Raw genomic sequence first — 24,511 nt, forward strand, 5'->3', positions numbered from 1 at the left:
CGTGAAGCGCTGGATCCTGCGCACGTTAGTCGGGATGGCGGCGATCACCGCCTGCGCCGCCGCGTGGATCGCCCTGCCGCTGCCGTCCGACGTCGCATCCCCAAAGCCGGTGACGCGCCTGGTGATGGAGGACCGCGCCGGGCTCCCCCTGCGCGCGACGCGCACGGTGGACGGCAGCCGTGGCGGATGGACGCCGCTGGCCGAAGTCGATCCGCGCCTGGTGCAGGCGTTCGTGGCGGCGGAGGACCACCGCTACTTCGCGCACCACGGCGTGGACGTGCGCTCCGTGGGCCGCGCGCTGCGCGACAACGTGGCGGGACGGCGCCGGGCGGGCGCGTCGACGCTGTCGATGCAGACGGCGCGGCTGCTGGTGCCCACCGGCCGCACCCTGCCGGGGAAGGTGCGCCAGGCGCTCTGGGCACTCCGGCTGGAGGCGCACCTCCCCAAGCGCGCCATCCTGGAGCAGTACGTCAACCGCGTGCCGCTCGGCCGGGCATCGGTGGGCGTCTCGGCGGCGGCGGAGCTGTACTTCGGCGCGTCGGCGCGCGAGCTCAGCCTGGGGCAGGCGGCGCTGATCGCCGGCATCGCCCGCTCCCCCGCGCGCAACAACCCGTTCGCATCCCCCGCCGGCGCCCGCGCCCGCCGCGACGTGGTGCTCGCGCGCATGCGGCAGCTCGGGCTGGCGACGGCGGAAGAAGTCGCGCGCGCCCGCACCGAGCCCGTGCTCCCGCCGCGGACCGGGCCGGCGTTCCTCGCCCCGCACTTCACCGCCCGCCTGCTCCAGGAGGCGGATGCGGGCCATCTTCCCAGCGACGGCACCCTGCGCACCTCGCTCGACCTGGAGCTGCAGGCGCTGATCGAATCCGAAGTCCGGCACACCGTGCGCACGCTGGGCGACCGCGGCGGCCGCCACGCCGCCGCGGTCGTGCTGGACAACGCCACGGGCGAGGTGCTGGCGTGGGTGGGATCGCCCGACTTCTGGGAGCGCGAGGTGGGCCAGGTGGACATGGTCACCTCGCCGCGCCAGCCCGGATCGGCGCTGAAGCCGTTCCTCTACGGCCTGGCCTTCGACCGCGGCCACACCGCCGCGACGGTCCTGCCGGACGTGCCGCGCAGCTTCGCCAGCTCGCTGGGCCCGTATCGCCCGCAGAACTACGACCGGCGCTTCCACGGCCCCGTCCGCGCGCGGGAGGCTCTGGCCAGCTCGTACAACCTTCCCGCCGTGGAGCTTGCGGACCGCGTGGGCGTGGATGCGCTGCTGGAGACGCTGCACCGCGCGGGCTTCGCGTCGCTCACGCAGGGCGCGTCACACTACGGCCTCGGCCTGGCGCTGGGCACGGGCGACGTAACCCTGCTGGAGCTCGCCAGCGCCTACCGCGCCCTCACCAACGGCGGCGAGTGGATGCCCGCGCGCTTCACCCCCGTCCAGCCCGGCCAGGGCCCCGCCCGCCGCGAGCGGGTGATGTCGCGCGAGGCGGCCACGCTGGTGCTCAGCATCCTGGGCGACGCCGATGCGCGCGCGCCCGGCTTCGGCACCGAAACGGTGTTCGACTTCCCCTTCCCCGCCGCCGCCAAGACGGGCACCAGCCGCCACTTCACCGACAACTGGGCCGTGGGCGTGACGAAGGGGTTCACCGTGGCCGTGTGGGTGGGCAACTTCACCGGCCGGCCGATGGAGGGCGTGAGCGGCATCACCGGCGCCGGTCCCCTGCTCTACCGCTCCATGCTCGCCGCCGCCTCGCGCCGTCCCCCCGGCGTGCTCCCCGCGCCAGAGGATGCGGGGCTCGTGCCCGTGCGCGTCTGCCGCCTCTCGGGGATGCGCGCCGCGGGCGGGTGCGAGTCGCTGGTGGAGTGGTTCATCCCCGGCACCGAGCCTTCCAAAGATGACGACTGGGAGCGCGGCGGCCGCCTGTCGCTCCCTGCGGAGTACGCGGAGTGGGCGTCGGGCCAGGGCGGGCGCTGGGCCTCCGCCTCCGGCGCCGGCGAGGACCGCTTCCGCATCGTCACCCCCCGCGGCGGCGACCACTACTCCGTGCCATTGGGCGTCGAGGCCCGCTACGCCACCCTCTCGCTGCGCGCATCCGGCCGCACCGGCCCCGTCCGCTGGTCCGTGGACGGCCGCGAAGTCCCCGGCGCCCGCTGGCCCCTCATCCCCGGCCCCCACACCATCCGCGCCCTGGCCCCCACCGGCGAGGGCGACGAGGTGCGCATCACCGTTGGCGGCGAATGATGGACGCCGTTCCGCCAGAGGATGGCGCGGTCGTCGTCCTCAAGTCCGTTTGGTGGAAGAACCCGTTCCTCTGGATCGCCCTCGGGCTCGGCATCCCCATGACGATCATGATGATGGAGGACGGCACCGAGCACCTCGCGCCCGGGTTCGGAGTGGCGACCCTGGTGCTGGCCGTGTTCGCCCATCTTTCCCTGCGCGCCCGCCTGGAGATCCGCCCGGACGGCTTCCGCGAGAAGCTCGCGTTCTGGCGCACCATCGAGCACCGCTGGGCCGACGTGGGCGGGTTCATGGTACGCGAGGAAAGCGAGGCAGCGGACGCCGTCGGCTTCTGGGTCCGGGCGGCCGCGGGGAAGACAGCGAAGTTCGACATCCTCATGGGTGGGTACGGCGAGAGCGTCAAGGCGCTCACCAAACGCATGAACGCCGCGCGCGACAAAGCGCTCGGCGCCGGCGCATTGGGTGAACCACGCCTTCACGGGTCCCGGGGATTCAGCTCCACGCCGTCCAACTCATAGACGCGCGCGAGGCCCTGCTCGGCCAGGTCGCCAATTTGTAGCGAGCTCCGGTCTGCCACCAGCCGGACCTCGAACGCCTTCGCCGCCGCCTTCCACACCTGAGGTGTCCGCCTCAGGGAGAGCCGCCACTCCCCACGGTCCCCATCAGGCGCCACCTCACACGCCGATCCGGCTGGCGTGGGGCCTAGGGCGTCCAGCGGCCCCATTTCAGCATGAAGCAGCGTGGCCGAGCCCGGTCAGGACGCGCCCCGCCGCTGGCCAGGCGAGCCCTAGATGCAAGTCAACACCGCAGACGAGCAGGAACGTCATGGCCGGGGTGGAGAACCAGTCACTAGCGCGGGCTGGGTAATCTGTTCCACACCAAAGTTACCGCCTTGATCTCACCCATGAACCCCCTCACGACATCAGCATTGACCTGCTCTGCTGCGAATCTGAAGTTACAATCGCAAAAATATCCATGACCGGAACACACCCGGCCTGATCGAACCCGGGTCTCCGCCGCCAGGGCACAGCCCCATCCAGAACAACAATGCCGCCAAATCACTGGTACTCGCATCGTCCTAAACTCGCCAGCTGCTTGACTATCGTTTTGGTGCCGGTGGTGCTTGTGGCCGCATATGCATCCGCGTTTGTGACCAGCGAAACGCCCAGTGAGCACCTGGTGAACGTTCTTCGTGGGGAGCGTTTCACCACCGGGCGGCTCGCCGCGCAGACGAAATGGCGGCCATGTGTGGCTGTGGAGGCTATCGCGCTCATACCTCGGATGCGCTGCGGTCCGCCGATTCAGCCCCACACCCGTCGCTTTCGCCGTATCGCTAACGCACATCGCGAGGTGCTCCGCGCGCGGCCACCCGACTCCTCAATCGCGGTGCTCCGTGGCACCGCACTGGTCGAATTGCAGTTCGCCGACACGAAGTTTCCAGCACTCAATCGCGCGGCGGCCTCGCTGCAGCAGGCGCATCAACTGGCCCCAGGTGATGCCGGCGTCCTCAACGACCTTGCTGTAGCGTACCTTGCAATGGGTGAGCGAACTCAGCAACTCACCCCCATGCTGCGCGCGCTCGACGCCGTGGAACGCGCCGCAGCCGCCGACTCGCTTGATCTCTCTATCCTGTTCAACCGCGCCCTCATACTCCAACGTCTGTACCTGATCGGGAGCGCCGAGCGTGCATGGGCGCGGTACCTGGCAATTGAGCGAGATCGCCGCTGGCGTAGCGAGGCCGAAAGGTACGCTCAGTGGGTCTCTCGGGTACCCATGAAGGCGACTTGGGGGTCTGTCCTCGCCGCTCCTCCGGAGCCGTTGAACGCCGCGACCCGTAGCCGAATCGCGGCTCTGGTTCGACACGCACCTCACGCGGCGCGCGACAGCGCCTTCATGATTCTGGGCAACTGGGGAACGGCGTTGTCCGGTGCAGATACGCTGCGCGCCACTCGTATGCTGGCCCTGGCCCGCGGCATTGGCGAGGCTGCGGATTCGATCGGGGCGGACCATGGCGTCGCGCTCGCGGTCGCCGCCATCGACCGCGCCTCCAACGCGCCTGCGCGCCTCGCCACCCTGGCAGAGGGACATATCCGCCTGGCGTCCGGGTACCGCCTTTACTATGAGGCACAATACGAAAAGGCTGCGGCATCTCTCCAGAGCGCCGAAAAAGCGCTGCGCTCGGAAGGGTCCCCGGCCGCCCGATGGGCAGCGTTCTACCATGCAGCGGCGGATATCAATCTCGCCCGGTTTGACGATGCGGACCGGCGCCTGGCTTTCGTGCTGAATGAAGCAACGGTGCAAGAGCCCGGGCTGATGGGTAAGGCGATTTGGGCACGAGGCGTAAACCAGCTCCGGCAGGGGAGCTACGAGGACGCGAGTCGCTATTACGGGCAGGCTGAGCCGCTCATCTTCCGCGCAAAAGAGCCGGAGAACCAAGGGGCCATCTCGTACCTCCTGTCGGAAAGCCTCGCATTGGCTGGCCAGTCACACGACAGTCGCGCAGAGGGCCTGCGCGGGCTGAAACGGCTTTCACCATACCGAAGCTCCAACTTTCTCAACAACCATCTCACCACCATAGCGGGTTTTGCGCGCACCGACGGGCTGACCCATGCCTCACTCGCGCTGATGGATGAAGTGCTGAGCGTGGCATATGCCCTTGGGAAGCCAGACGTCATCGCTCGCGCCCACCGCGCCCGGGCGCGAGATCTTATCGCGCTCCGGCGTAGCGATGCGGCGCGTAGGGATTTGGACCTGGCGTCGAGGTGGGCGCGGCGAATGGGCGAAGGACGTGGCGGTGACCGTGTCCGTGCCGATGTCGAATTGGTGCGGGGTCAGTGGCTGCGCGCCACTGATCCTGATTCCGCGCTCCACGTGTTAGCGGGCGTGGCCGAAACGTTTCGAACGGTTGCGATCGGGATGAACCTGCCGCAGGCGTTGTACGAAGCGGGGATGGCCGCGGAAGCCGCCGGCCAGCGGCGCCGTGCTCGGTCCTTCATCCACGAGGCGATCGACGTACTCGAACGGCAGCAAGCCGCTTTTTCGAGCTCGGAGATGCGGGCAACATTCCACGAGACGACCGAAAACGTCTTCGATGCGATGATCCGCCACGAGCTATTAGCCGGTCGGCCAGATTCCGCTTTGGCGTACCTGGAGCGGGCCCGCGCCCCGGTTCAGCCTGGAGCCAACCAACCTCTCCACACCCACGTATACTCCAAGACCCCGCCGATCGCCGCAATTGCGGAGACGCTTCCCGACGATGCCCTTTTCATCGACTATGCCCTGCTGAACGAACAGCTGTCAATCTGGACGTTCTCGCGTAACGGCCTGCGACACCATGCACTTCCGCTGCGCCGGGACTCCATCGGTGCACTGATCGCACGGTTCACCGAGGACGCGCGTGAACCGGACGCGGGGGGCTCGGCGGCGCGAGCCCAGCTCTTCGACCTGCTGCTCGGCCCGGTGCGGGAGGAGATGAAGGGTGTGCACCGGCTGGTGATCGTGCCGGATCGGGAACTCTATCAGGTGCCGTTCGCCGCGCTGTGGGATCGGCGGGCCGGACGCTACATCGTGGAGGACTACGAGCTGACGACGGTACCGAGCGTCACGTTCTACACCTTGGCTCGTTCGCGGATTTCGCGGCATTCGGGCGCCCGCTCGGCGCTCGTCATTGGTAATCCGGCGCTCGACACCAGGTCCAGCTCACGGCTCGGTGACCTGCCCGGTGCCCTGCAAGAGGCGGAGAAAGTGGCGGCGCTGTACGCCGAACGGCGCCTGCTCACCGGCCGTGACGCTGGCCGCGAAACGTTGCTCCAGCTGCTTCCAGCCCACAGCGTGTTTCATTTCGCCGGCCACGCGGTCTTCAATAGTGATCAGCCCGGCTCCTCCTACCTCGCCGTCGCGCCAGATGGCGCGGGCGCAGACGGAACGCTGACCGCGCGCGAAATCAGCGGACTGCGCCTATCTAATGTGCAGGTGGTAGTCCTCTCCGCGTGCAGCACCCTGGGGCCGCGGCCCAGCCGGGCGGGCGCCACCGCAGGGCTGGCGTACAGCTTTCTTCACGCGGGCGCGCCGGCCACCGTCAGCACGTTGTGGGATGTCCGCGACGACGCGACCACGCCGCTGCTGGTGGAGTTTCACCGCCGGCTCCGCGGCGGCGCTCCGGCGGCGGCGGCGCTTCGCCTGGCCCAGTTGCAGGCGCTGCGGTCCGAAGCGCACGACGCGAGAGCGCCAGCAGGCTGGGCGGCGTTCATCTACACGGGACCTTAACGTTGCCATACCCCTTCACATCCACACGAGAGGCTCTCATGGCGTTCACACTCGAAGTTTCATTTACGGGGCTGTGCCTGTTCCTGCTGAAGGAGGACTGTACGCGGGTGGCGGTAGTGCAGCCGGACTGCCGCGCGAATGGTTTGCCACCGCAGCATCCCGACGGAGATCCCGAGCCCGGAGCCCCCCACGTCGGCTACCTCCGATATGACCTGGCGAGCTTGGGGGGCGGCTTTTCCCCGGGCACTGATCCGGTATCCGGCCCCCACTACGAAGTGGTACACCGCTTTGTGCGCGAAACGCTTGACTTCGGCCTTTCCAGCGTGGACGCGCCGATGACCATCGACACGAAGCTGCCTGCCATGGAGCGGATCGCGCCCGCCGCGGTGTACGGGCAACTCCTGCCTGAGAACGAGTGCGGCCATGGGGAGAAGTCGCTGCTGAAACCAATCGAAGGCTTGTTGTCGGGCAACAACCCACCCCTGGTCATGCGCACCGTCTTCAGCGGAGGAGACCTTGACGGCGGAAATACGTCCGACTTCGAGTTCCTTCGCGCGTTCAATCCGGGAGGGGCGGCCAGGTACCGGGGCAGGTTCGCCCGGAAGGTCATCTGGACGCGTGAGGTGACGGATGCGGACCACCTGACCCTGACGCTCACGAGGTTCGACGGCACGCCGACGCAGAAGATCACCCTGAAGCCGGTGAAGGACATGGGGGGCAACGACGTCATCGTACTCAAGATCGGAAATCTGTGCGCCGACAACCCGCTCGAGTGGCCGGAGCTGGGAAAGGCCGAGGCCGCAGACATCGACCGCGACTTCAAGTGGCTCTATCGCCTTTTGGAGACTACTGACGGGCGAGCGGCGCAGACGCTGCTGCCGGCCGACACGCGGTTCCCCGTACCCATTCGGCCGGCCAACGCGGGCTTGGGGGGAGAGAACTGCATCGGTACAAGGATCACCGTGACCACTCTCTGACCCGCGAAAAGGGCGGCCGGCGGCGGCGATCCGCCGCGGTCCCCAAACGACCTCTCACCCCAACTATGGTTCTTCGATGTGTGGAAGAGATCGCTTACGCCCTGCCGCGTCCCGTTCTGTCTCCGTGGACGAGTGCGTGAAAGACGCGCTGGTCTTCGCGCTGCGCGACGGACAGGTGGCAAGCGACGCGGCTGCGAGCATTGAAGGGGGGATCGCGCCAGAGGGCGGCCTGGGGGCTGTATGGGAATACCTGGGGACATCTGGGATCCACGGCGCTTCGCTGTCGCTTCTTCACCCGGAGCGGGCGAAAGTCGTCCACCACCGAGCGCAATGGGAACTCGGGGTTCCCGCCTCGGGCTCGTTCGACGATGTGATGCTGGGAGTGATATACGTCCTGCGTGTCCCCTCCGATGAAGTAGTCCCGTGGCTGGAGAATGCGTTGGCAGATGACCCGCGTATCGCGTACGTACATCGTCCGGCCCTCAGGTACCCACTGAGAGATCAGCGGCGCCACACCGGTGGCGGGAACGTATCGTCCGACTGGGGGGTGCGCAGGTGCCGCTTTCCGGAAGTCTGGGACATCCTCGATGTCGGGATGAGCGAGCGCGGCATCGCCATCGTAGACCAGGGACGGGATGAGGGACACAAAGAACTCCGTGGGCGGATCACGGTGGTACATCCCCCTGGAAGCGGCGGCATGAGGTCCCCCCACGCAGGATCGGTGGCGGGGATCATCAGCGCAATCCGGGATAGCCCCCGGGAGGAAGAGCTCAAGGGGTGCTGCTCGGCGAATCTGTTCCTGTACAACGTCTGGAAGGCTGACGGCTGCTTTGACTACTGCGCGTATTACCGCGCGCTCGGCGCGCTCGACTGCACGAAGGTGTCCGTCGTGAACCTCAGCATCGGCGGCACCGCCGGGGACTTTACCGAGGCGCGCGAAGTGGCCGCTTGCCTGGCCCGCGGCGTCGTGCTGGTGGCCGCGATCGGAAACCGCGGCAAAGGGGGAATACCCGAATACCCGGCGTTGCACACCGGCGTCGTGGCGGTCGGCGGCACCAACGCATCCGATAGCCCTGCCGCCGTCTCCACCCGCGGAGATCACATGTGGATCTCCGCGCCGGGGGAGCTGATCTGGACCGTAGACGGTAAGAAGCTCTACAGCGCTCTCACGGGCACGTCCTACGCCGCTCCGTTCGTCACGGCGGCAGTCTGGCTGGCGCGGCGATGCAAGCCGAGCTTGACGGTCGGCGAGACACGAGCGCTCCTGAAGAAGTCGGTAGCGGAGTACACCGTGCCACCGGACGGGCATTCGGCGGATCTTGGCCATGGCCGGTTGGACATGGTTGCGCTGGCGACGGCGCTGAACGCCCCTCCAGCGTACCCAGACTAGGTGACGCCCAATCGGGCGAAGCTTGCCGAACGCCGTTCCGCGAACGCCGCCCCCGATTCCTCCCGCACCCACGCGTCCGCCTCGACCTCATGCCTCCCCCGCAACGCCTGCCGCGCCGCCTCCGTGCCGATGCGCCCAAGTGCCCACGCCGCGTGCCCGCGCACCAGCGGCTCGTCGTCGTTCAGCGCTACGGCGAGCGCTACGCTCGGGGGCGGGGCTTACCGGGAGTTGTGGAATTCGCTGACTCTCGACGGGAGTGGCGGGTCCTGGCGGAGCGCTGGTCTTTCCTGGACCGCCCACCCGCCGGACCAGTGCGGAACCACCGGGTAGGGGCGGAGCCGAAATCTCCGGCTCCGCCATCTTAGTCCTCTGCCTCGTATGACTGAGATTGCGAGGGAGCGTGGTTAAATGCCTCTCCCCCGTTGCGGCGGATCAACGCCGCCGCCCGGTGAGCCGCGCGACAACCGCATAAGCGCCCGGTTCCACGTACCCGCCGCCGACCATCGTGAGCTGCCCACTTACCGCGGCGCCAGCCCCCGTGAACTGCAGCGTCATCCTCCCCGCGACGATCTGTTTGGGGCCCGCCGTGAGCCCCGTTCGCCAGACGAAGAAGTTCAGCTGACTGGTGCGCGCCACCGGCATCCCCGCGAACCGGTCGTCCACCTGCACGTCGAGCACGCCCCCCTGCTCGTCCGCGGAGACGTACGCGATGTCCAGTGCAGCGGCTTGCTGGGGGACGGAGCCCCCCACGTACGAGAACAGGTTGGTGTTGGTCGCGAACCAGATCACCCCCGCCTCGCCCCTCGACGGGCCTCCAGAGAGCGATATCGCGCGGGTTCGCCCCGTTGGCCAGGCCGCCGGAAGCCGACTGGGTGGTGGGGACCACCACGAGCGCCGCAGTACGATTGAACTGCTCGATCGGCTGGTACTGCGTTTCCTGCGCGGGGAACGCGGTGTTGCCCGCGTAGGTCACACCCTCCAGCTGCACGTCGTACACGGTTCCCCGCTGCGGAATGGGGCCGGAAGCCGCTGGCGGGGGTGCCGGTGGCACTCCCCCGCCCCCCGCGCCGGGGCCAGGGTCAGTGCCGCCGCCGGGTCCGGTGCTATCGCCCGGACACCCGCCAAGTCCGCCCGCCACCAGCAGGAGCGCCAGCACGCGGACGGAACGGGCCGTGAGCGCACGCACGCGCACCGCGCCGCGGGCGGTCACTGAGGGCCCCGCAAGTGGGGGGGAGGTACCATCGCGGATCACGCCGGACCATCTGCAGGAACTCGTCTACCCGTTGTTTCCCCTGGCCGGTCACCGCGTGGCTCCGCATGCGGCTGGTCACCCAGCCCTCCTCCGCCTGGGTCGCACCGATCACCCGCATCATGGTGCCCACGTTCTCCGGGGTCACGGCGACGTAGTACTCTCCGGTGCGCGCGGTGTGCGCACGAATGACGGCCGAGATGGCGCGTTCGAGTCCCTGCTGCCGCGGGGTAAGCGAGTTCCACCACTGCTGGTTGGCGGCATGCCACCTGTTGATCCGGTCCCAGTCGATGTAGCTCTGGGTGGGCGCACCCCTAGCCTGCGACTCGGCGGGGCGGTGCGAGCCGAGCGCGCAGAGGAGCGCCGCCAGGGGTGCGACGATGCGGGTGCTTCGCTTCATGTCTCTGCCTCCGTTTAGGAATGGGAGCCGTGCCCTACACATCATCGTGCGAAGTTTCACCGGAGAAGTGCTCATCCGATGTGCACCACGGTCCGCCGGTGGCATTTTTTGCTTTCATGGGGTGCGGGCACACCTTATCTTCGGGCTGGACACCTCACCGCGATTGAGCCCATGCACTCTGCCGATTCGGTTCGCCCACCAACCTCCTCCTCTGCCGGCCCGGCGGGCGAAGTGACCCGCCTGGTTCGCGCCTGGATCTCGGGTGAACGTGGAGCGCTGGACCGCCTCCTGCCGCACGTCTACGACGAACTCCGGCAACTGGCGCGGGGCCAGCTCGCCCGCGAGCACGAAGGCCATACGCTCGACTCGCGGTCCCTTGTACACGAAGCATATCCCAGACTCGCGGCGGCCCACCCGAGTGGCACCGCGAGCCGCGCGTGCCTGTTCGGGATAGCGGCGGGGGCCATGCGGGCGGTCCTCGTGGACCACGCGCGCGCGCCTGGCGGCGAAGCGTGGCCGCGGCGCCGTTCCCCTCCCGTTGGAAGCCGCTCAACTGGCGTGCGAGGAGCGCGACGAGCGCCTGATTGCTCTCGACGAAGCGTTGAGGCGCCTCCAACAAGTCAGTCCAGACGCGTGCCGCACGGTGGAGTACCGCTACTTCGAGGGACTGACCACCGACGAGATCGCTATTGTGCTCGGCGTGTCTTCGGCCACGGTGCGACGCCGCTGGGAGTTCGCAAAGGCGTGGCTGCACCGCGAGCTCCGTGTGGATAGCGTTTAGCGTGGGCACCGACCGTTTGGAGGCGGCGTTCGCCGCGCTCGCCGAACTCCCGCCGGGTGACCGGCACGCAGCCCTCGAGCGACTCCGCGCGGGTGACGCTGAACTCGCGCGCCAGGTGGCCGACCTTCTGCGCCACGCCGAGCATCCGTCGGGAGAGATCTTCCCTGCCCTGGAACCGCCGTCCCGCGCACCGGGCCGCATCGGCCCCTACGAGCTAACGCGCCTGATAGGCGCCGGTGGCATGGGCACCGTCCATCTGGCCCGGCGCGAAGACATCGATCTATGGGTAGCCATCAAGCGGCCTTATCCAGAGCCAAGTGCCGAGGCAAGGTTCTACTCGGAGCGCCGGATCCTGGCGCAGCTCCGCCATCCGGGAATCGCGCGGCTCCTGGATGCGGGCGTAGATGACGGAGGAATCCCGTACCTGGTGATGGAGTTCGTAGACGGGCTCCCGATCGACCGCTGGTGCGACGCGCGCGGACTCTCCGTCACCTCGCGCGCGCATCTGTTAGTCCGCGTCTGCGAAGCGGTGGCGTACGCTCACGCCCATGCAGTGGTTCACCACGACCTAAAGCCGGCCAATGTCCTGGTAGACGCTGGAGGCGAGCCCAAGGTGCTCGACTTCGGCCTAGCGAGTCTTCCGGGCGCCGCACCATCCTCTGGGGGGCCCCGGATGCCGCTGGCTACCCCGGCGTACGCCGCACCGGAGCAGCTGCGCGGCGAGCCTGCCGGGCCGACGGCCGACGTGTACTCCCTGGGCGTCATCTTGCACGAACTGCTCACGGGCACGCGTCCAGATCTCTCGTCCCGCGAGTGGCCTCCAGAGCAGGGCAACAACCCTCTCTTCAGCATGACTGAACTGCGCGTGGTCGGCGCAGTGGTCTCTCGGTGCCTCGCCGCCGACCCGTCGGCTCGGTACCCCGATGCCGATGCGCTGCGGTCCGACCTGCTCCGCGCTCTGGCCACTCCAGCCCGTCCACGCACCGGGCTGGGTGCGGCGAGTCGGGGGGTCGTCGCGTCTGTAGCCATCGCTCTCGCGTACCTCCTCTGGCCTGGCGCGCCGCCAGGGCCGGCTACACGCGCCCCTGCCTTCGCTGGGTTCGAGTCTGACCAGTCACGGCGGGTCGTGGTGTTCACGCCGCGCTTCTCCGGGGACTCGGCCCACGCGTACCGCGGAGACGCACTGCGGGAGCTGGTGGTGCGTGGGCTCGACGGGGCCGGACCATGGCGCAGCGTGGATGCGCGGCTCCTGGTGGCCGTCAGGACACCGCCCTTCTGAAGCCGGCCGCGTGGTCACAGCGTGCGGGGGCATCCGCCTACGTGACTGGGAGCATAACGCGCGTCGGCAAACGAGTCCGCGCGGCCTCGCGCTGTGGGACGCGCGGAGCGGTCGGGTACTCGCCCGTGCGGACGCGGAGGGGAGTCCCGATCGGTTTTTCCGAATCGCCGACGAGCTCTCCGCGCGCCTGATCGCCGACCAGTTTCGAGGGAGAGGCGAGCAGCTGACCCACGCGGCCGCGGAAATGACGGATTCGCTCGGCGCCCTCAAGGCGTACCTCGAGGGCGAGTCGCTGCTCCGGACGGGAGACGCCGTGAAGGCAGTAGAGGCGTACCAGCGCGCGGTCTCGGAGGATACGACTTTTGCGCTCGCGTACTACCGCCTGAGCCAGGCCTCCACCTCGGCTGGACATACCTCCCTGATGCACGACGCGGCGGAGGCCGCGGTAAGGCACCGGGGCCGGCTATCCGCGCGGGATCAGATCCGCGTGCACGCGTGGAACGCGCGTCTCGGCGGTGACGTGGCGAGCGCGGAAGCCGCGTATCACCGCCTGCTGCACCTTTACCCGGACGATCTCGAAGCGACTTTCCAACTGGCGGACCTCCTCTTCCACAACAACCCGTTCCGCGGCCGGTCAGCCGCGGAGGCCCGGGGCGGGCTGGAGCGGTCGCTCGCGAGTGCGCCCACCCGACGAGAGGCCACCGACCACCTCGCGAAAGTCTACCTGCTGGAGGGCGACTCCGCGGCACTCCAACGGCTTCGCGCACATGCACGCAGTGACGGCCCCGACACGTCGCTCCTGGCGTGGCTGGATGCGCTGGAGGCTGCCGGGCGCCCCGGGCGTGGGCGCGACTCCGCGGTAGCTCGGGTTCGCGGGGCGGGAGACGTACATGCCATCATGTTTGTCTGGTGGGCCGCGGTGTACGGCGGCGCGCCCAGCGCGCGCGCGCTTGCCGGAGCCCTGCTGGAGCCGGACCGGGCTCCCGAGATTCGCGCGTGGGGGCACTTGACTCGTGCCGACCTGGCTGCGGGATGCGCGCGCTGGCCTGAGGCTACGCGCGAGCTGGCGCACGCTTCCGTGTTCGCGCCGCTCCGGGCCGCCGAGTTGCACGGCCTGTACTCCACGCTCCCGTGGGCACGTGCCGACCGCGCTACGCTTCTCGCCCTGCGCGACACGCTCGCGCGTTGGTCCGACGCACGTGCAGGCGCCGAGTCCAGCCCCCCCTTTGTTGAATTCCCGCCGGGAGCGCGGGAGCTGGTGCGAATCTACGTTTCGGGGCTCCTGTCGGTGCGTCTCGATGACGCCGCCGCGGCAGGGAGAGCCGTGCAGGCACTCCGCGAGAGCCGCGGGTCGGTTGCCGCACGACGGTATGGACGCGCACTGGCGGCCGGGGTGGAGGCGCACCTCCTCCGGGCTCGTGGGCAGCCGGACAAAGCCCTCGCCGCACTCGCGCGTGAGCCACTCGACTGGTCGCGTGACTACGGGCCGGTGCACTTTGCCGCGCACGCGCATGAGCGGTTCCTGCGCGCCGAGCTGCTGCGTGAAACCGGGCACCCGGCCGAGGCGCTGGGGTGGTATGCCACTCTGGGGGAGTTAGCCGGGGCTGACGCCGCGTACCTACCCCGGGCAAGACAAGCCCGGGCGGATATCTACGACCGTTCGGGCAAGACTGATCTAGGAACCCGGGAACGCCTGCGCGCAGCTCGCAGATGCTCGGCTGACCAGTGACGTGACCGTCGTGGGTACCCGCAGCCAACCCCTTCATTTGCCCATTTCTGCGCCTGCTAAAGCCTTACCTGCAGAAATCCTTCATCCGGATCTGACTAACCCGCTCGGCAACCAGTCGACGACCGCCCGCCTCAATCTCGGAAAGGACCCACGCGTCCTCCTCCACCTCCTCCCTCCCCCGCAGAGCCTGCCGCGCCGCCTCCGTGCCGATGCGCCCCAGCGCCCACGCCGCGTGCCCACGCACCAGCGGCTCCTCGTCGTTCAGCGCGACGGCGAGCGCGGGAACGGCGTCAGGCGACCCCCAGTTCCCCAACGCGACCGCCACGTTCCGCAGCAGCCCGCGACGCTTCGTCCGCTTCACGGCGGAGCCCTTGAAGCGCGCGCTGAACTCCTTCTGGGTCATCCCCATCCACTCGATCAGCGACGGCCCGTCCATACCCCCGCGCGGGATGAAGGCGGGGTCGTGCGCGGGCTCGGCGAAGCTGTTCCAGGGGCAGACCTCCTGGCAGATGTCGCAGCCGTAGATGCGGTTGCCGATGAGGGGGCGGAGGTCGCGGGGGATGGGGCCGCGCAGCTCGATGGTGAGGTATGAGATGCAGCGCCGCGCGTCCATGCGCGGGGCGCCCGTCTCGTCGCGCCCGAGCAGCGCGCCGGTCGGGCAGGCGCTCAGGCAGCGCGAGCACGATCCGCAGTGGTCGCGCGCGAACGGCGCGTCGTACACCAGCTCCACGTCCAGCAGCAGCACGCCGAGGAAGAAGTACGATCCGCGGCGCGGCTGGATGAGCATGGTGTTGCGCCCGAACCATCCAGTCCCGCGCGCGACGCGAGCTCGCGCTCCAGCACGGGTCCGGCCGCGGGCCACGAGGTGCGGGACGCGCGCTGGCCCCTCGCGCCCGGGCCCCACACCATCCGCGCCCCCGCCCCGACCGGCGAGGCAGACGAGGTGCGCATCACCGTCGGCCGCGAATGATGGACGCGACTCCTCCAGAGGACGGTGAGGTCGTCGTCCTCAAGTCCGTGTGGTGGAAGAACCCCTTCCTCTGGATGGCCCTTGGGATGGGCATCCCCATGACGATGATGATGATGGAGGACGGCACCGAGCACCTCGCGCCCGGGTTCGGAGTGGCGACCCTGGTGCTGGCCGTGTTCGCCCACCTCTCCCTGCGCGCCCGCCTTGAGATCCGCCCGGACGGCTTCCGCGAGAAGCTCGCGTTCTGGCGCACCATCGAGCACCGCTGGGCCGATGTGGGCGGGTTCATGGTACGCGAGGAAAGCGAGGCGGCGGACGCCGTCGGCTTCTGGGTCCGGGGAGACGGGGGCAGGACGGCGAAGTTCGACATCCTCATGGGCGGGTACGGCGAGAGCGTCAAAGCGCTCACCAAACGCATGAACGCCGCGCGAGACAAAGCACTCGGAGCCGGCCCACGGCGCGGCGCGAGCTCCGCCACCCGTCAGTCGCCCCGGTAGCCGGTGCCAGTCCGCTCGGCGCGCGCCGGCAGCGGACATCTTGTTTGAGTTGCCTCGGCAGCAGGCATCCTCATCACGTTACCTCTACGGGCGCCCTGCGACCGGGCTATGTAGCGGTGTACAGCGGGATCCCACTCGTAATCAGAAGGGTGAGGGTTGACAGGAAATGTTATAACAACTATCGTTCAGACATGAGTGATCAAGCGAAGGGCGCAGTATCGCTGCCGGTGTCGCCTGAACAAAGGGCCGCAGTCGCAATGGGGCGCGTGGTCGTTCGCGGCATATACCGGATGGAACAGCTGCTGAAGCCATACGGCCTGACGCCCACGCAGTACAACGTGCTCCGCATCCTGAACGGCGCAGGCGCCGAGGGGCTCTCCGGGACCGAGATCGGCAGCCGCCTGCTCTCCCCCGTGCCCGACATGACGCGCCTGCTCGACCGCATGGCCGAGGCGGGGCTGCTGGTGCGGGAGCGTGACCCCAAGCAGCGCCGCTTCGTGAGGGCCAGGCTCACCGACACCGGGCGGGAGATGCTGCTGGAGGCCACGCCGGCGGTCGACGCCCTGCACCGGGAGCAGTTTCGGCGCTTCTCGCCTGGACAGCTCGCCACTCTGCGTTCGCTGCTCGAGCTCGTAGACGAACCCGAGAGCGCCGTCAGGACCTGAGCACCACGCCTCCGCGCACGGAGGCTTTCGCCGGACAGGAAGCTGTTACAACAAACCACGTTTCAACAGGTACAGGAGAATCCGCCATGACCACCACCGCTTCCGCCCGCCCCGCCCCGCAGTCCCGCCGCGCCCTGAACGTGACGCTCTGGGTCGTGCAGATCCTTCTGGCGATTGCCTTCGCGATGACCGGGCTGATGAAGCTGACGCAGCCCCTGGCCGATCTCGCGACGCAGATGGCATGGGTGGGCAGCGTGCCGGCTGCCCTCGTCCGCTTCATCGGCATCGCCGAGCTGGCGGGCGCGGTGGGCCTGATCCTACCGGCGCTGACCCGCGTTCAGCCGCGGCTGACGGCGCTCGCCGCGCTCGGCCTGGTGGTGGTGATGCTGCTGGCGTCGGTCACGCACGCCTCGCGCGGCGAGTTCGGGATGATCCCGGTGAATCTGGTGCTGGGCGCGCTCGCGGCCTTCGTGGCCTGGGGCCGGAGCAAGGCCGCGCCCATCACGCCGCGCGGCTGAAACGCAGTTCACGTTCACCTGGTCACGGAGAATCCGGCCATGAGCAACGCACCGACTGGGTATTCGCGGGAAACGCGGGCGCCCGATATCGTCCGCACCGATCCCGCCGACTTCATGACCTTCGGCGCGGTGCACCTGGACGTCATCGACGCCGAGCGATCCCTGACATTCTGGAAGGACGTTGTCGGCCTGCACCTGCGGGGCCGGGACGAGACCGCGCTGGAACTGGGCACCGCGGACGAAACGCTGCTCGTGCTTCATCCGGGCGCCACGAGCCGGCCCCGGCGAGGCTTCAGCGGGCTGTACCACGTCGCGATCCACCTGCCCGATGAGCCGGAGTTCGCGCGCGTGCTCGCCCGGCTGATCAAGCGCCGGTGGCCCATCGCCCCTACCGACCACGTGATGTCCAGGGCGATCTACCTGGACGACCCAGACGGGATCGGCCTGGAGCTGACGCTGGAAACGCCGGAGCGCATGCGCTCCATGGGGATGGTCGGCAACCGTCCCGTGGTCATCGATTCCGAGGGTCGGGAGCGCAGCGGGCGGGATCCGCTGGACGTAGAAGGGCTCCTGCGGCGGCTGCCGGACACGGACTACGACCGTCCGGTGCCGTCCGGGACCAGGGTGGGCCACATCCACTTCCACGTGGGCGACATCTACGCGTCGCACCGGTTCTACGGCGAGGTGCTCGGCTTCACCGACCACATGTACGCACCGGCGTTGGGGATGGCGGACTTCCAGGCCGGCGGCCGGTTTCCGCACCGGCTCGCGCTGAACACGTGGCAGGGGGTGGGTGCGCCGCGGCAGCCCGCGGGGACGGCCGGCCTGCGGCACTACACGATCCGGCTCGACTCCGCCGCCCGCCTGGAGGCGGTGCTGGCGCGGGTTCCGGACGCTGAGCGTGATGCGGCCGGAGCGTGGGTGCCGGACCCCGCGGGCAACCGGCTCCGGCTCGCCGCCTGACTTCAGGGACGCGTAAGCGCGTAATCAACTCACACTAGAAAGAGGCACGACATGAAGATCGGGATCATCGGCGCGGGCAACATGGGCTCCGCCTTCGCGAAGCGCCTCGCGGCCGCCGGCCACCAGGTCAGCATCACGGCACAGGACCTCTCGCACGCCGAGCAGGCGGCCTCCAACGCGGGCGGCAGCGTGCGCGCGGTGCCTCCGGGCCAGATCGCCGCGGGTGCCGACCTGCTCATCCTCGCCACACCGTACACCGCGGCCGCCGAGGCGCTGCGCGGCGCGGGCGACGTGAGCGGCAAGACGGTGATCGACATCAGCAACCCGGGCAAGCCGGACTTCTCGGGCCTGCTGGTCGGCCTCAACACTTTCGGCGGCCGAGGAGATCCAGGAGGCGGTGCCGGGAGCGCGGGTCGTGAAGGCCTTCAACACCATTTTCGCGCAGGTGCTCGGCTCCGAGCCGGGCGCCGCGAGGCCCCAGGTGTTCTACGCCGGCGACGACGAAGCGGCGAAGGAGGCGGTGCGCGGCCTCATCGAGAGCGCCGGGTTCGAGGCCGTGGACGCCGGTCCGCTCTCGAACGCGCGGTACCTGGAGCCGCTGGCGATGCTCAACATCCACTTTGGATACATGGCCGGCCGCGGGACCGGAATCGCGCCGGTCTGGATCTCGGTCGCCTGACAGGAGCCTCAGCGTACTCCACGCGGGCAGTGACCCCCGCCGTGCGTGCCTGAAGGCCGCGACCACTCAGGGTTCCGATGCACTGGCCAGCTTCCCTCGTGAGGCGGCCAGTGCCACCGCCCACTACTCACGCGGGTCGCGCTGATGCGCCGATCCTCATCCAGCACTCCGCAAAGGAAGAACGACCATGCAAGTGGAAGGCATCACCTGGCACGCCGTCACACTCGGCGATGAAAGGAAGTTCGCGGCGATGAAGAAGCTGGCGGCCGAGACGCTCGGTCTCACCCCCATGATGGAGATGCCGGGCGTCAGCGTGTTCTCGATGCCCAATGGCACCATTCTGGAGCTGTACCTGCCGGAGGCCCTGCCGCCCTTCGGCTACAATGAAGGCGGCGTCGCGTTCGGCTTCCGCGTGGACGACATCGAGGCCGCGTCCCATGCGGTGGAGGCCGTCGGCGGCGAGCTGCTCGGCCAGATCAACCGCTTCCCGGAGATGGGGTACGCCTTCCGCCACTTCCGCGGACCGGACGGCCGGGTGTACGGGCTGAATGAGCAGAAGGCGCCGGCCGAGAGATAAGGCCCCGTCCAGGCGGTCGATGGTAGATCCTCGGCGTGGCGTATCGGACTCGTGAAAGCCCCCAGCAGGTCGCGGATGAGCGCGAGAGCGGTGCTGGCCAACCGGCGGACACGTTGGACGCTATTCAGCTGCCGAGGCGCCCGGATCCCGCGGACGACCGAACGTCTTGGTCCCACGCGAGCGTGCTCTGCGCCGACGCGGTACTTCCCGTTGCGGCGAACGCGCACAGGACGACGGCGCCGGTGCCCGCAAGCCGAAGCAGCAGGCGCCGGCCGGCACTTCGGCCGGTGGATCCGTTCATCACCGCCCGACCGGCGGCACTCAGTATCGCGTTCATCTTGACTCTCCTCTTGCAGTTACGCGGGAAAGACGATTCCGGGAATCGGTGCCGGTCTTCTACTTCGCTCGCGCCGCGCGCCAGCCCATCGCCGTGAGGAGCGCCGACGCACAGAGCGCGGCCGCGGCGACCGCGAAGGTGCTCTCGTATCCGCTGCCGTCGTAAATGAAGCCGCCCGCCGTCGCGCCCAGGGCGATGGCCAGCTGGACGACGGCCACCATGAGCCCGCCGCCGGCTTCCGCATCCTCCGGGAGCACCCTGCTCAGCCACGTCCACCACGCGACCGGCGCGGCCGTGCCGATCAGGCCCCAGCCGGCGAGCAGAACCGCGACGATCATCGGAGACGAGCCGAAAGCGGTGAGCGCCAGGGCGATGGCGGCCATCGCGAGCGGCATGGCGATGAGCAGGCTGTGGAGCCGCGTCCGCAGCATGCGCCCGATCAGCCAGGTGCCGAACAGTCCCGCGACCCCGGTGACCAGCAGCAGGAGCGAGAGCGTCGACACGCTGACCTGCGTGACCGTCTCCAGGAAGGGGCGCAGGTACGTGAACAGGGCGAACTGCCCCAGGAAAAACAGCGTGATCGCCGCCATCCCCATCGGCACCTGCCGCCGGCGAAGAACGCGGAAGACGGTGCCGCCGCCCGGCCCGCGATCCGACGGCATGGAGGGCAGGCTCGTCCACAGCCAGCCGAGGGTGAGCGCCGCGAGCGGCACCACGGCGAAGAAGGCGCCGCGCCACCCGACGTATTGGCCCAGGAAGCTCCCCAGCGGCGCGGCGATGGTCGTCGCCAGCGCGTTGCCGCCGTTCAGCAGCCCCAGCGCGCGCGGCACCTCCGCCTCCGGCACCAGGCGCATGACGGTGGCGGCCGACATCGACCAGAATCCGCCGATGACGACGCCGAGCAGCGCGCGCCCGGCCATGAAGACGGCGGCGTTGGGCGCGAGCGCCACCATCGCGCCCGACACCAGCATCAGCACGGCCAGCCACAGCAGCACGCGGCGCCGGTCGATCCCGCGGGTCGCCGTCGAGATGCCGAGGCTCGTCAGGACGGCGAAGATCCCCGAAACGGCGATGGCCTGCCCCGCGCCGCCCTCCGTCACGCGCAGGCCGGCGGCGATCGGCGTCAGCAGGCTCACGGGCATGAACTCGGACGCGATCAGCGTGGCCACGCACAGGGTCATGGCGAACACGGCGCCCCACGCGTGCGCCTGCCCCGCCCCTGCGCGCGCGCCGGGCACACCGTCGACATCCATCGTCGTGATCTGCACTGACATCGAAATCCCTCCCTGGATGCGGGACCTTTAGAGCTCCTGGCTCGTGGGACGGAACAGGATCTCGTTGATGTCCAGTTCATCTGGCTGGCTGATCGCGAACGCGACGACTCTCGCAAAGGAATCGGCCGGTACGCCGACCCCCCCGACGTAGTCCTGGTTCGCCTTCTGGATGTCCGACTCGGTGATGTGGTCGAGAAGCTCCGTCTTGACCGCACCGGGCGAGATGATCGTCGTGCGGATGTTGTAGGGCTTCACTTCCTGCCGAAGCCCTTCCGACAGGGCGCGCACGCCGAACTTCGTCGCAGAGTAGACGGCGGAGCCGCCAAAGAGCTTGTGGCCCGCCACGGACGAGAGGTTGATGATGTGCCCCGACTTCTGCTCCTTCATGTGAGGGAGCGCCGCGGCGATGCCATAAAGCACGCCCTTGAGGTTGACGTCGATCATCCGGTCCCATTCGTCGACCTTGAGGCGCTCCAGGGGCGAGAGCGGCATCACGCCGGCGTTGTTGATGAGAACGTCGATCCGGCCGTACGCCTCCACGGCCGTATCCACCAGGCGCCGTACCTGTCCGCGGTCCGTGACGTCGGTCTCCACGGCGAGCGCCTTTCCTCCGGCGGACGTGATCTCCTCCACCAATGCCTGGAGGCGCTCCCTCCGGCGCGCGCCCAGCACGACGGTGGCGCCCTGCGCGGAAAGGTGGCGGGCAGCCGCCTCTCCCATCCCGCTGCTGGCACCCGTGATCACGACGACCTTCGCTTCGATGCTGTTGCTCATATCATCCCTCTGCTCGGAGTGTTGCGGATCCCCTTCGTGGTGACGGGCCCTGGATCAGAATCACGCGCGGCCCGGCGATCGCCCTTTCGGAGGATGAAGCTAGGAGAAAGATTGCAGCCGATAAACCGGACAGCGGTTCGCACCCTGATGCCTGCAGGTTCGCAATGGTGGATGTAACGGACGGCGTGCCGGAGTTCGTGGCGGTGGTGGACGCGGGGGGATTCCGCGCGGCGGGACGGCGGCTGGGGGTGAGCGGGACGGCGCTGAGCAAGACGTTACGGCAGCTGGAGCAGCGGCTTGGCGTAACCCTGCTCCTGCGGACCACCCGGAGCGTGCGGCTGACCGAGGCGGGGGACACGTTCTACGCGGCGTCGCGCCAGGCGCTGGATGCACTGCAGGCCGCGGCGGAGGAGGTGGGGGAGCTGGCGGATGAGCCCCGCGGCACGATCCGGCTGAACATCGCCGCGGGCGCGGACGGGTTCCTGCGCGGACCCGCGATCCCCGGGTTCCTGCAGGCGTACCGCGACGTTCATCTGGACATCATCGTCGACGAAACCTGGAGCGACATCGTGGCCGCCGGCTACGACGCGGGCATTCGGCTGGGCGAGGTCATCGAACAGGACATGATCGCCGTCGCGGCGTCCGGCCCGCAGCGGATGGTGGTGGTGGGATCGCCGTCGTACTTCGCGACGCACCCCCGGCCGCAGCATCCGCGCGACCTGGCTGAACATGCGTGCATCCGATGGCGGCCGGGGCCGGATGCCCCGCCCTACCGCTGGGAGTTCACGGAGCCAGGCGGCCAGGACTTCTCCGTCTCGGTGCCGGGCCGGGTGATCGCCAACGATTTTTCGCTGATGATGCGGCTCGTGACCGCGGGGCTCGGGCTGACCATCGGGATGGGGGACGGAGTGCAGCCCTACATCGATCGCGGGGAAGTCGTGGCCGTGCTGGAGGATTTCTGCCCGCCGTTCCCCGGCTACTACCTGTACTATCCCGCTCGTCGGCAGGCCTCCCCCGCCCTCCGCGCCCTCATCGACTACCTGCTCCCGGCACGCGCGATGCACCGCAAAGCCCCCATGGCCGAACGCCGGGGCTGACCGCTGCGGAACGGATCTGAGCCGCGGCCGTCGCGACCCCGGCAAACTGCATCGCCGGATGTGAAAAGCGTGGGCGCCACGGGGGCGCCCACGCTTTGTTTTCTCGACATTGAGCGCGAGTGCGCTTTAGCCCGGCTTATTCGCCGGCCGATGGCGGGAATTGTCGTTCATTTCTGTTCTCGCCAGCGGCCGCCTCGATCTCCTCCCGCACCCACCCATCCTCCTCCACCTCCGCCCTCCCCCGCAGCGCCTGCCGCGCGGCCTCCGTGCCGATGCGGCCCAGCGCCCACGCCGCGTGCCCGCGCACCAGCGGCTCCTCGTCGTTCAGCGCGACGGCGAGCGCGGGGACGGCCTCGGGCGAACCCCAGTTCCCCAGCGCCACCGCAACGTTGCGCAGCAGCCCGCGCCGCTTCGTGCGCTTGACGGCGGAGCCCTTGAAGCGGCGCGAGAACTCTTCCTGGCTCATCCCCATCCACTCGATCAACGACGGCCCGTCCATCCCGTCGCGCGGAATGAAGGCGGGGTCGTGCGCGGGCTCGGCGAAGCTGTTCCAGGGGCAGACCTCCTGGCAGATGTCGCAGCCGTAGATGCGGTTGCCGATGAGGGGCCGGAGGTCGCGGGGGATGGGGCCGCGCAGCTCGATGGTGAGGTACGAGATGCAGCGCCGCGCGTCCATGCGCGGGGCGCCCGTCTCGTCGCGCCCGAGCAGCGCGCCGGTCGGGCACGCGCTCAGGCAGCGCGAGCACGATCCGCAGTGGTCGCGCGTGAACGGCGCGTCGTACTCCAGCTCCACGTCGAGCAGCAGCACGCCGAGGAAGAAGTACGACCCGCGGCGCGGCTGGATGAGCATGGTGTTGCGCCCGAACCATCCGAGCCCCGCGCGCGACGCGAGCTCGCGCTCCAGCACGGGCCCGGCATCGACGTACGCGCGCCCGCCGAGCGGCGTCAGCTCGGCGTTCGCCCACTCCTGCAGGGCGATGAGGCGGTCCTTGAGCAGGTCGTGGTAGTCGTCGTTGCGTGCATAGCGCGCCACGATCCCCCGCGACGGATCCACCTCCCCGTCCTCCTCCCCGTGGTACCCGATCGCCACGACCACCGCCGAGCGCGCGCCGGGCACGAGCACGGCGGGATTGGCGCGCTTGGCGACGGCGTCTTCGCGGGCGAGGTAGGCCATATCGCCGTGCATCCCCTCCCCCAGCCACTGTCCATACGCCTCCGCATGCCCGGACGGCTGCACAGGCGCGACGCCTACCGCCTCGAACCCCAGCTCCAGGGCACGTGCGCGGATGCGGTCGGTCAGCTCGGCGGGGGAAATCGGCGTCTGGAGCATGCGCGTGCTACACCCGTGCGTCTTGCGCGTGCCGGGGTATTTAACTGCAGGTGTCACGCGAAGGCGCAAAGACGCGAAGAAAGAACGAGGAGGGGAGAAATCGTGGAGATCGAGGAGATCATGAAGGAGATTGTCGATGCCGCGTACAAGATTCACACGCGGATCGGCCCTGGGCTGTTGGAGAGCGTGTATGAAGTGGTGCTCGCGACGGCTCTGGAGCATCGTGGCCTCACGGTCGGCAGGCAGGTGCCGATTGCGATCAGGTATGAGGGTATTCAAATCGAAGAAGCTTTCAGAGTGGATCTTCTCGTGGAAAACAGCGTGGTTGTGGAGCTCAAGTCAGTCGAGAAGATGGCACCGGTGCATGCGAAGCAGCTGCTGACCTATTTACGGCTGATGGACCTGCGCCTGGGGCTGCTGATTAACTTCGGAGCGCCCACCCTTAAGGAGGGAACTCGTCGAATCGCGAATGCCTACGCTCCACCACGAGGTTTCCTTTAACTCTTCTTCGCGCCTTTGCGCCTTCGCGTGA

At 68.9% G+C, this 24,511-nt stretch carries 22 protein-coding genes and 1 pseudogene; 16 read left to right on the forward strand and 7 right to left on the reverse strand.

The features are described 5' to 3' along the window. Position 1: 1 nt before the first annotated feature. From pbpC to VF647_02635, 5 genes are all read left to right on the forward strand, one after another. Positions 2 to 2,230, forward strand: coding sequence for a penicillin-binding protein 1C (gene pbpC, locus VF647_02615; GenBank protein ID HEX8450959.1), 2,229 nt, complete (start codon positions 2 to 4; stop codon positions 2,228 to 2,230). Then, positions 2,227 to 2,745, forward strand: a complete 519-nt coding sequence (locus VF647_02620) for a hypothetical protein (GenBank protein HEX8450960.1) — start codon at positions 2,227 to 2,229, stop codon at positions 2,743 to 2,745. The genes pbpC and VF647_02620 overlap by 4 nt, the downstream gene beginning before the upstream one ends. Before the next feature lie 631 nt (positions 2,746 to 3,376). Continuing rightward, positions 3,377 to 6,493: a CHAT domain-containing protein gene (locus VF647_02625; GenBank protein ID HEX8450961.1), complete on the forward strand. Its 3,117-nt coding sequence runs from the start codon at positions 3,377 to 3,379 to the stop codon at positions 6,491 to 6,493. Between the two features lie 38 nt (positions 6,494 to 6,531). After that, positions 6,532 to 7,470, forward strand: coding sequence for a hypothetical protein (locus tag VF647_02630; GenBank protein HEX8450962.1), 939 nt, complete (start codon positions 6,532 to 6,534; stop codon positions 7,468 to 7,470). Positions 7,471 to 7,606: 136 nt separating this feature from the next. Next, positions 7,607 to 8,860, forward strand: a complete 1,254-nt coding sequence (locus tag VF647_02635; protein ID HEX8450963.1) for a S8 family serine peptidase — start codon at positions 7,607 to 7,609, stop codon at positions 8,858 to 8,860. 432 nt (positions 8,861 to 9,292) lie between these two features. Here VF647_02635 and VF647_02640 read toward each other — a convergent pair whose 3' ends face one another. Both VF647_02640 and VF647_02645 read right to left on the reverse strand, forming a co-directional pair. Then, positions 9,293 to 9,649: a hypothetical protein gene (locus VF647_02640; protein ID HEX8450964.1), complete on the reverse strand. Its 357-nt coding sequence runs from the start codon at positions 9,647 to 9,649 to the stop codon at positions 9,293 to 9,295. Between the two features lie 314 nt (positions 9,650 to 9,963). Beyond that, on the reverse strand, positions 9,964 to 10,509 hold the full coding sequence (locus tag VF647_02645) for a hypothetical protein (protein ID HEX8450965.1): 546 nt from the start codon (positions 10,507 to 10,509) through the stop codon (positions 9,964 to 9,966). Between the two features lie 171 nt (positions 10,510 to 10,680). Between VF647_02645 and VF647_02650 the strand changes: the two are divergent. From VF647_02650 to VF647_02660, 3 genes and pseudogenes are all read left to right on the forward strand, one after another. Further along, positions 10,681 to 11,290 (forward strand): annotated as a pseudogene (locus VF647_02650) (ECF-type sigma factor). A gap of 1 nt (position 11,291) precedes the next feature. Further along, entirely contained in the window at positions 11,292 to 12,569 is a 1,278-nt protein-coding gene (locus VF647_02655) for a serine/threonine-protein kinase (protein HEX8450966.1), read from the forward strand. 244 nt (positions 12,570 to 12,813) lie between these two features. Continuing rightward, positions 12,814 to 14,298: a hypothetical protein gene (locus VF647_02660; protein ID HEX8450967.1), complete on the forward strand. Its 1,485-nt coding sequence runs from the start codon at positions 12,814 to 12,816 to the stop codon at positions 14,296 to 14,298. A gap of 64 nt (positions 14,299 to 14,362) precedes the next feature. On the opposite strand, the gene queG (VF647_02665) is transcribed toward VF647_02660, so the two are convergent. Next, positions 14,363 to 15,202: a tRNA epoxyqueuosine(34) reductase QueG gene (gene queG, locus VF647_02665; protein HEX8450968.1), complete on the reverse strand. Its 840-nt coding sequence runs from the start codon at positions 15,200 to 15,202 to the stop codon at positions 14,363 to 14,365. 62 nt (positions 15,203 to 15,264) lie between these two features. On the opposite strand from queG (VF647_02665), the gene VF647_02670 reads away from it, so the two are divergent. The 4 genes from VF647_02670 (at position 15,265) to VF647_02685 (ending at position 17,911) form a co-directional block, all read left to right on the forward strand. Then, positions 15,265 to 15,765 carry a hypothetical protein gene (locus tag VF647_02670; GenBank protein HEX8450969.1) on the forward strand — a complete coding sequence of 167 codons (501 nt, stop codon included), beginning with the start codon at positions 15,265 to 15,267 and terminating at the stop codon, positions 15,763 to 15,765. Positions 15,766 to 16,055: 290 nt separating this feature from the next. Next, a complete protein-coding gene (locus VF647_02675) occupies positions 16,056 to 16,430 on the forward strand; it encodes a MarR family transcriptional regulator (protein ID HEX8450970.1) in 375 nt (124 codons plus the stop codon). 86 nt (positions 16,431 to 16,516) lie between these two features. After that, complete coding sequence (locus VF647_02680) at positions 16,517 to 16,948, forward strand: DoxX family protein (protein HEX8450971.1); 432 nt, start codon at positions 16,517 to 16,519, stop codon at positions 16,946 to 16,948. Positions 16,949 to 16,987: 39 nt separating this feature from the next. Continuing rightward, positions 16,988 to 17,911 carry a VOC family protein gene (locus VF647_02685; protein HEX8450972.1) on the forward strand — a complete coding sequence of 308 codons (924 nt, stop codon included), beginning with the start codon at positions 16,988 to 16,990 and terminating at the stop codon, positions 17,909 to 17,911. Positions 17,912 to 17,935: 24 nt separating this feature from the next. Here the strand turns inward: VF647_02685 and VF647_02690 are convergent, their stop codons facing one another. Continuing rightward, complete coding sequence (locus tag VF647_02690) at positions 17,936 to 18,340, reverse strand: hypothetical protein (GenBank protein ID HEX8450973.1); 405 nt, start codon at positions 18,338 to 18,340, stop codon at positions 17,936 to 17,938. Between VF647_02690 and VF647_02695 the strand changes: the two genes are divergently transcribed. Together VF647_02695 and VF647_02700 are read left to right on the forward strand one after the other, a co-directional pair. Continuing rightward, positions 18,327 to 18,590, forward strand: coding sequence for a hypothetical protein (locus VF647_02695; protein HEX8450974.1), 264 nt, complete (start codon positions 18,327 to 18,329; stop codon positions 18,588 to 18,590). The genes VF647_02690 and VF647_02695 overlap by 14 nt on opposite strands. A gap of 187 nt (positions 18,591 to 18,777) precedes the next feature. Continuing rightward, entirely contained in the window at positions 18,778 to 19,167 is a 390-nt protein-coding gene (locus tag VF647_02700) for a VOC family protein (GenBank protein HEX8450975.1), read from the forward strand. Positions 19,168 to 19,563: 396 nt separating this feature from the next. Here the strand turns inward: VF647_02700 and VF647_02705 are convergent, their stop codons facing one another. Both VF647_02705 and VF647_02710 read right to left on the reverse strand, forming a co-directional pair. Next, complete coding sequence (locus tag VF647_02705; protein ID HEX8450976.1) at positions 19,564 to 20,778, reverse strand: MFS transporter; 1,215 nt, start codon at positions 20,776 to 20,778, stop codon at positions 19,564 to 19,566. Positions 20,779 to 20,805: 27 nt separating this feature from the next. Next, on the reverse strand, positions 20,806 to 21,552 hold the full coding sequence (locus tag VF647_02710; GenBank protein HEX8450977.1) for an SDR family oxidoreductase: 747 nt from the start codon (positions 21,550 to 21,552) through the stop codon (positions 20,806 to 20,808). Positions 21,553 to 21,716: 164 nt separating this feature from the next. Here VF647_02710 and VF647_02715 point away from each other — a divergent pair, with 164 nt between their 5' ends. Then, positions 21,717 to 22,649, forward strand: coding sequence for a LysR family transcriptional regulator (locus VF647_02715; protein HEX8450978.1), 933 nt, complete (start codon positions 21,717 to 21,719; stop codon positions 22,647 to 22,649). Between the two features lie 136 nt (positions 22,650 to 22,785). On the opposite strand, the gene queG (VF647_02720) is transcribed toward VF647_02715, so the two are convergent. Beyond that, complete coding sequence (queG, locus tag VF647_02720) at positions 22,786 to 23,979, reverse strand: tRNA epoxyqueuosine(34) reductase QueG (GenBank protein HEX8450979.1); 1,194 nt, start codon at positions 23,977 to 23,979, stop codon at positions 22,786 to 22,788. Positions 23,980 to 24,081: 102 nt separating this feature from the next. On the opposite strand from queG (VF647_02720), the gene VF647_02725 reads away from it, so the two are divergent. Further along, entirely contained in the window at positions 24,082 to 24,480 is a 399-nt protein-coding gene (locus tag VF647_02725; protein ID HEX8450980.1) for a GxxExxY protein, read from the forward strand. Positions 24,481 to 24,511: the final 31 nt, after the last annotated feature.

This window comes from Longimicrobium sp. (assembly GCA_036387335.1).
Taxonomy (GTDB): Bacteria; Gemmatimonadota; Gemmatimonadetes; order Longimicrobiales; family Longimicrobiaceae; genus Longimicrobium.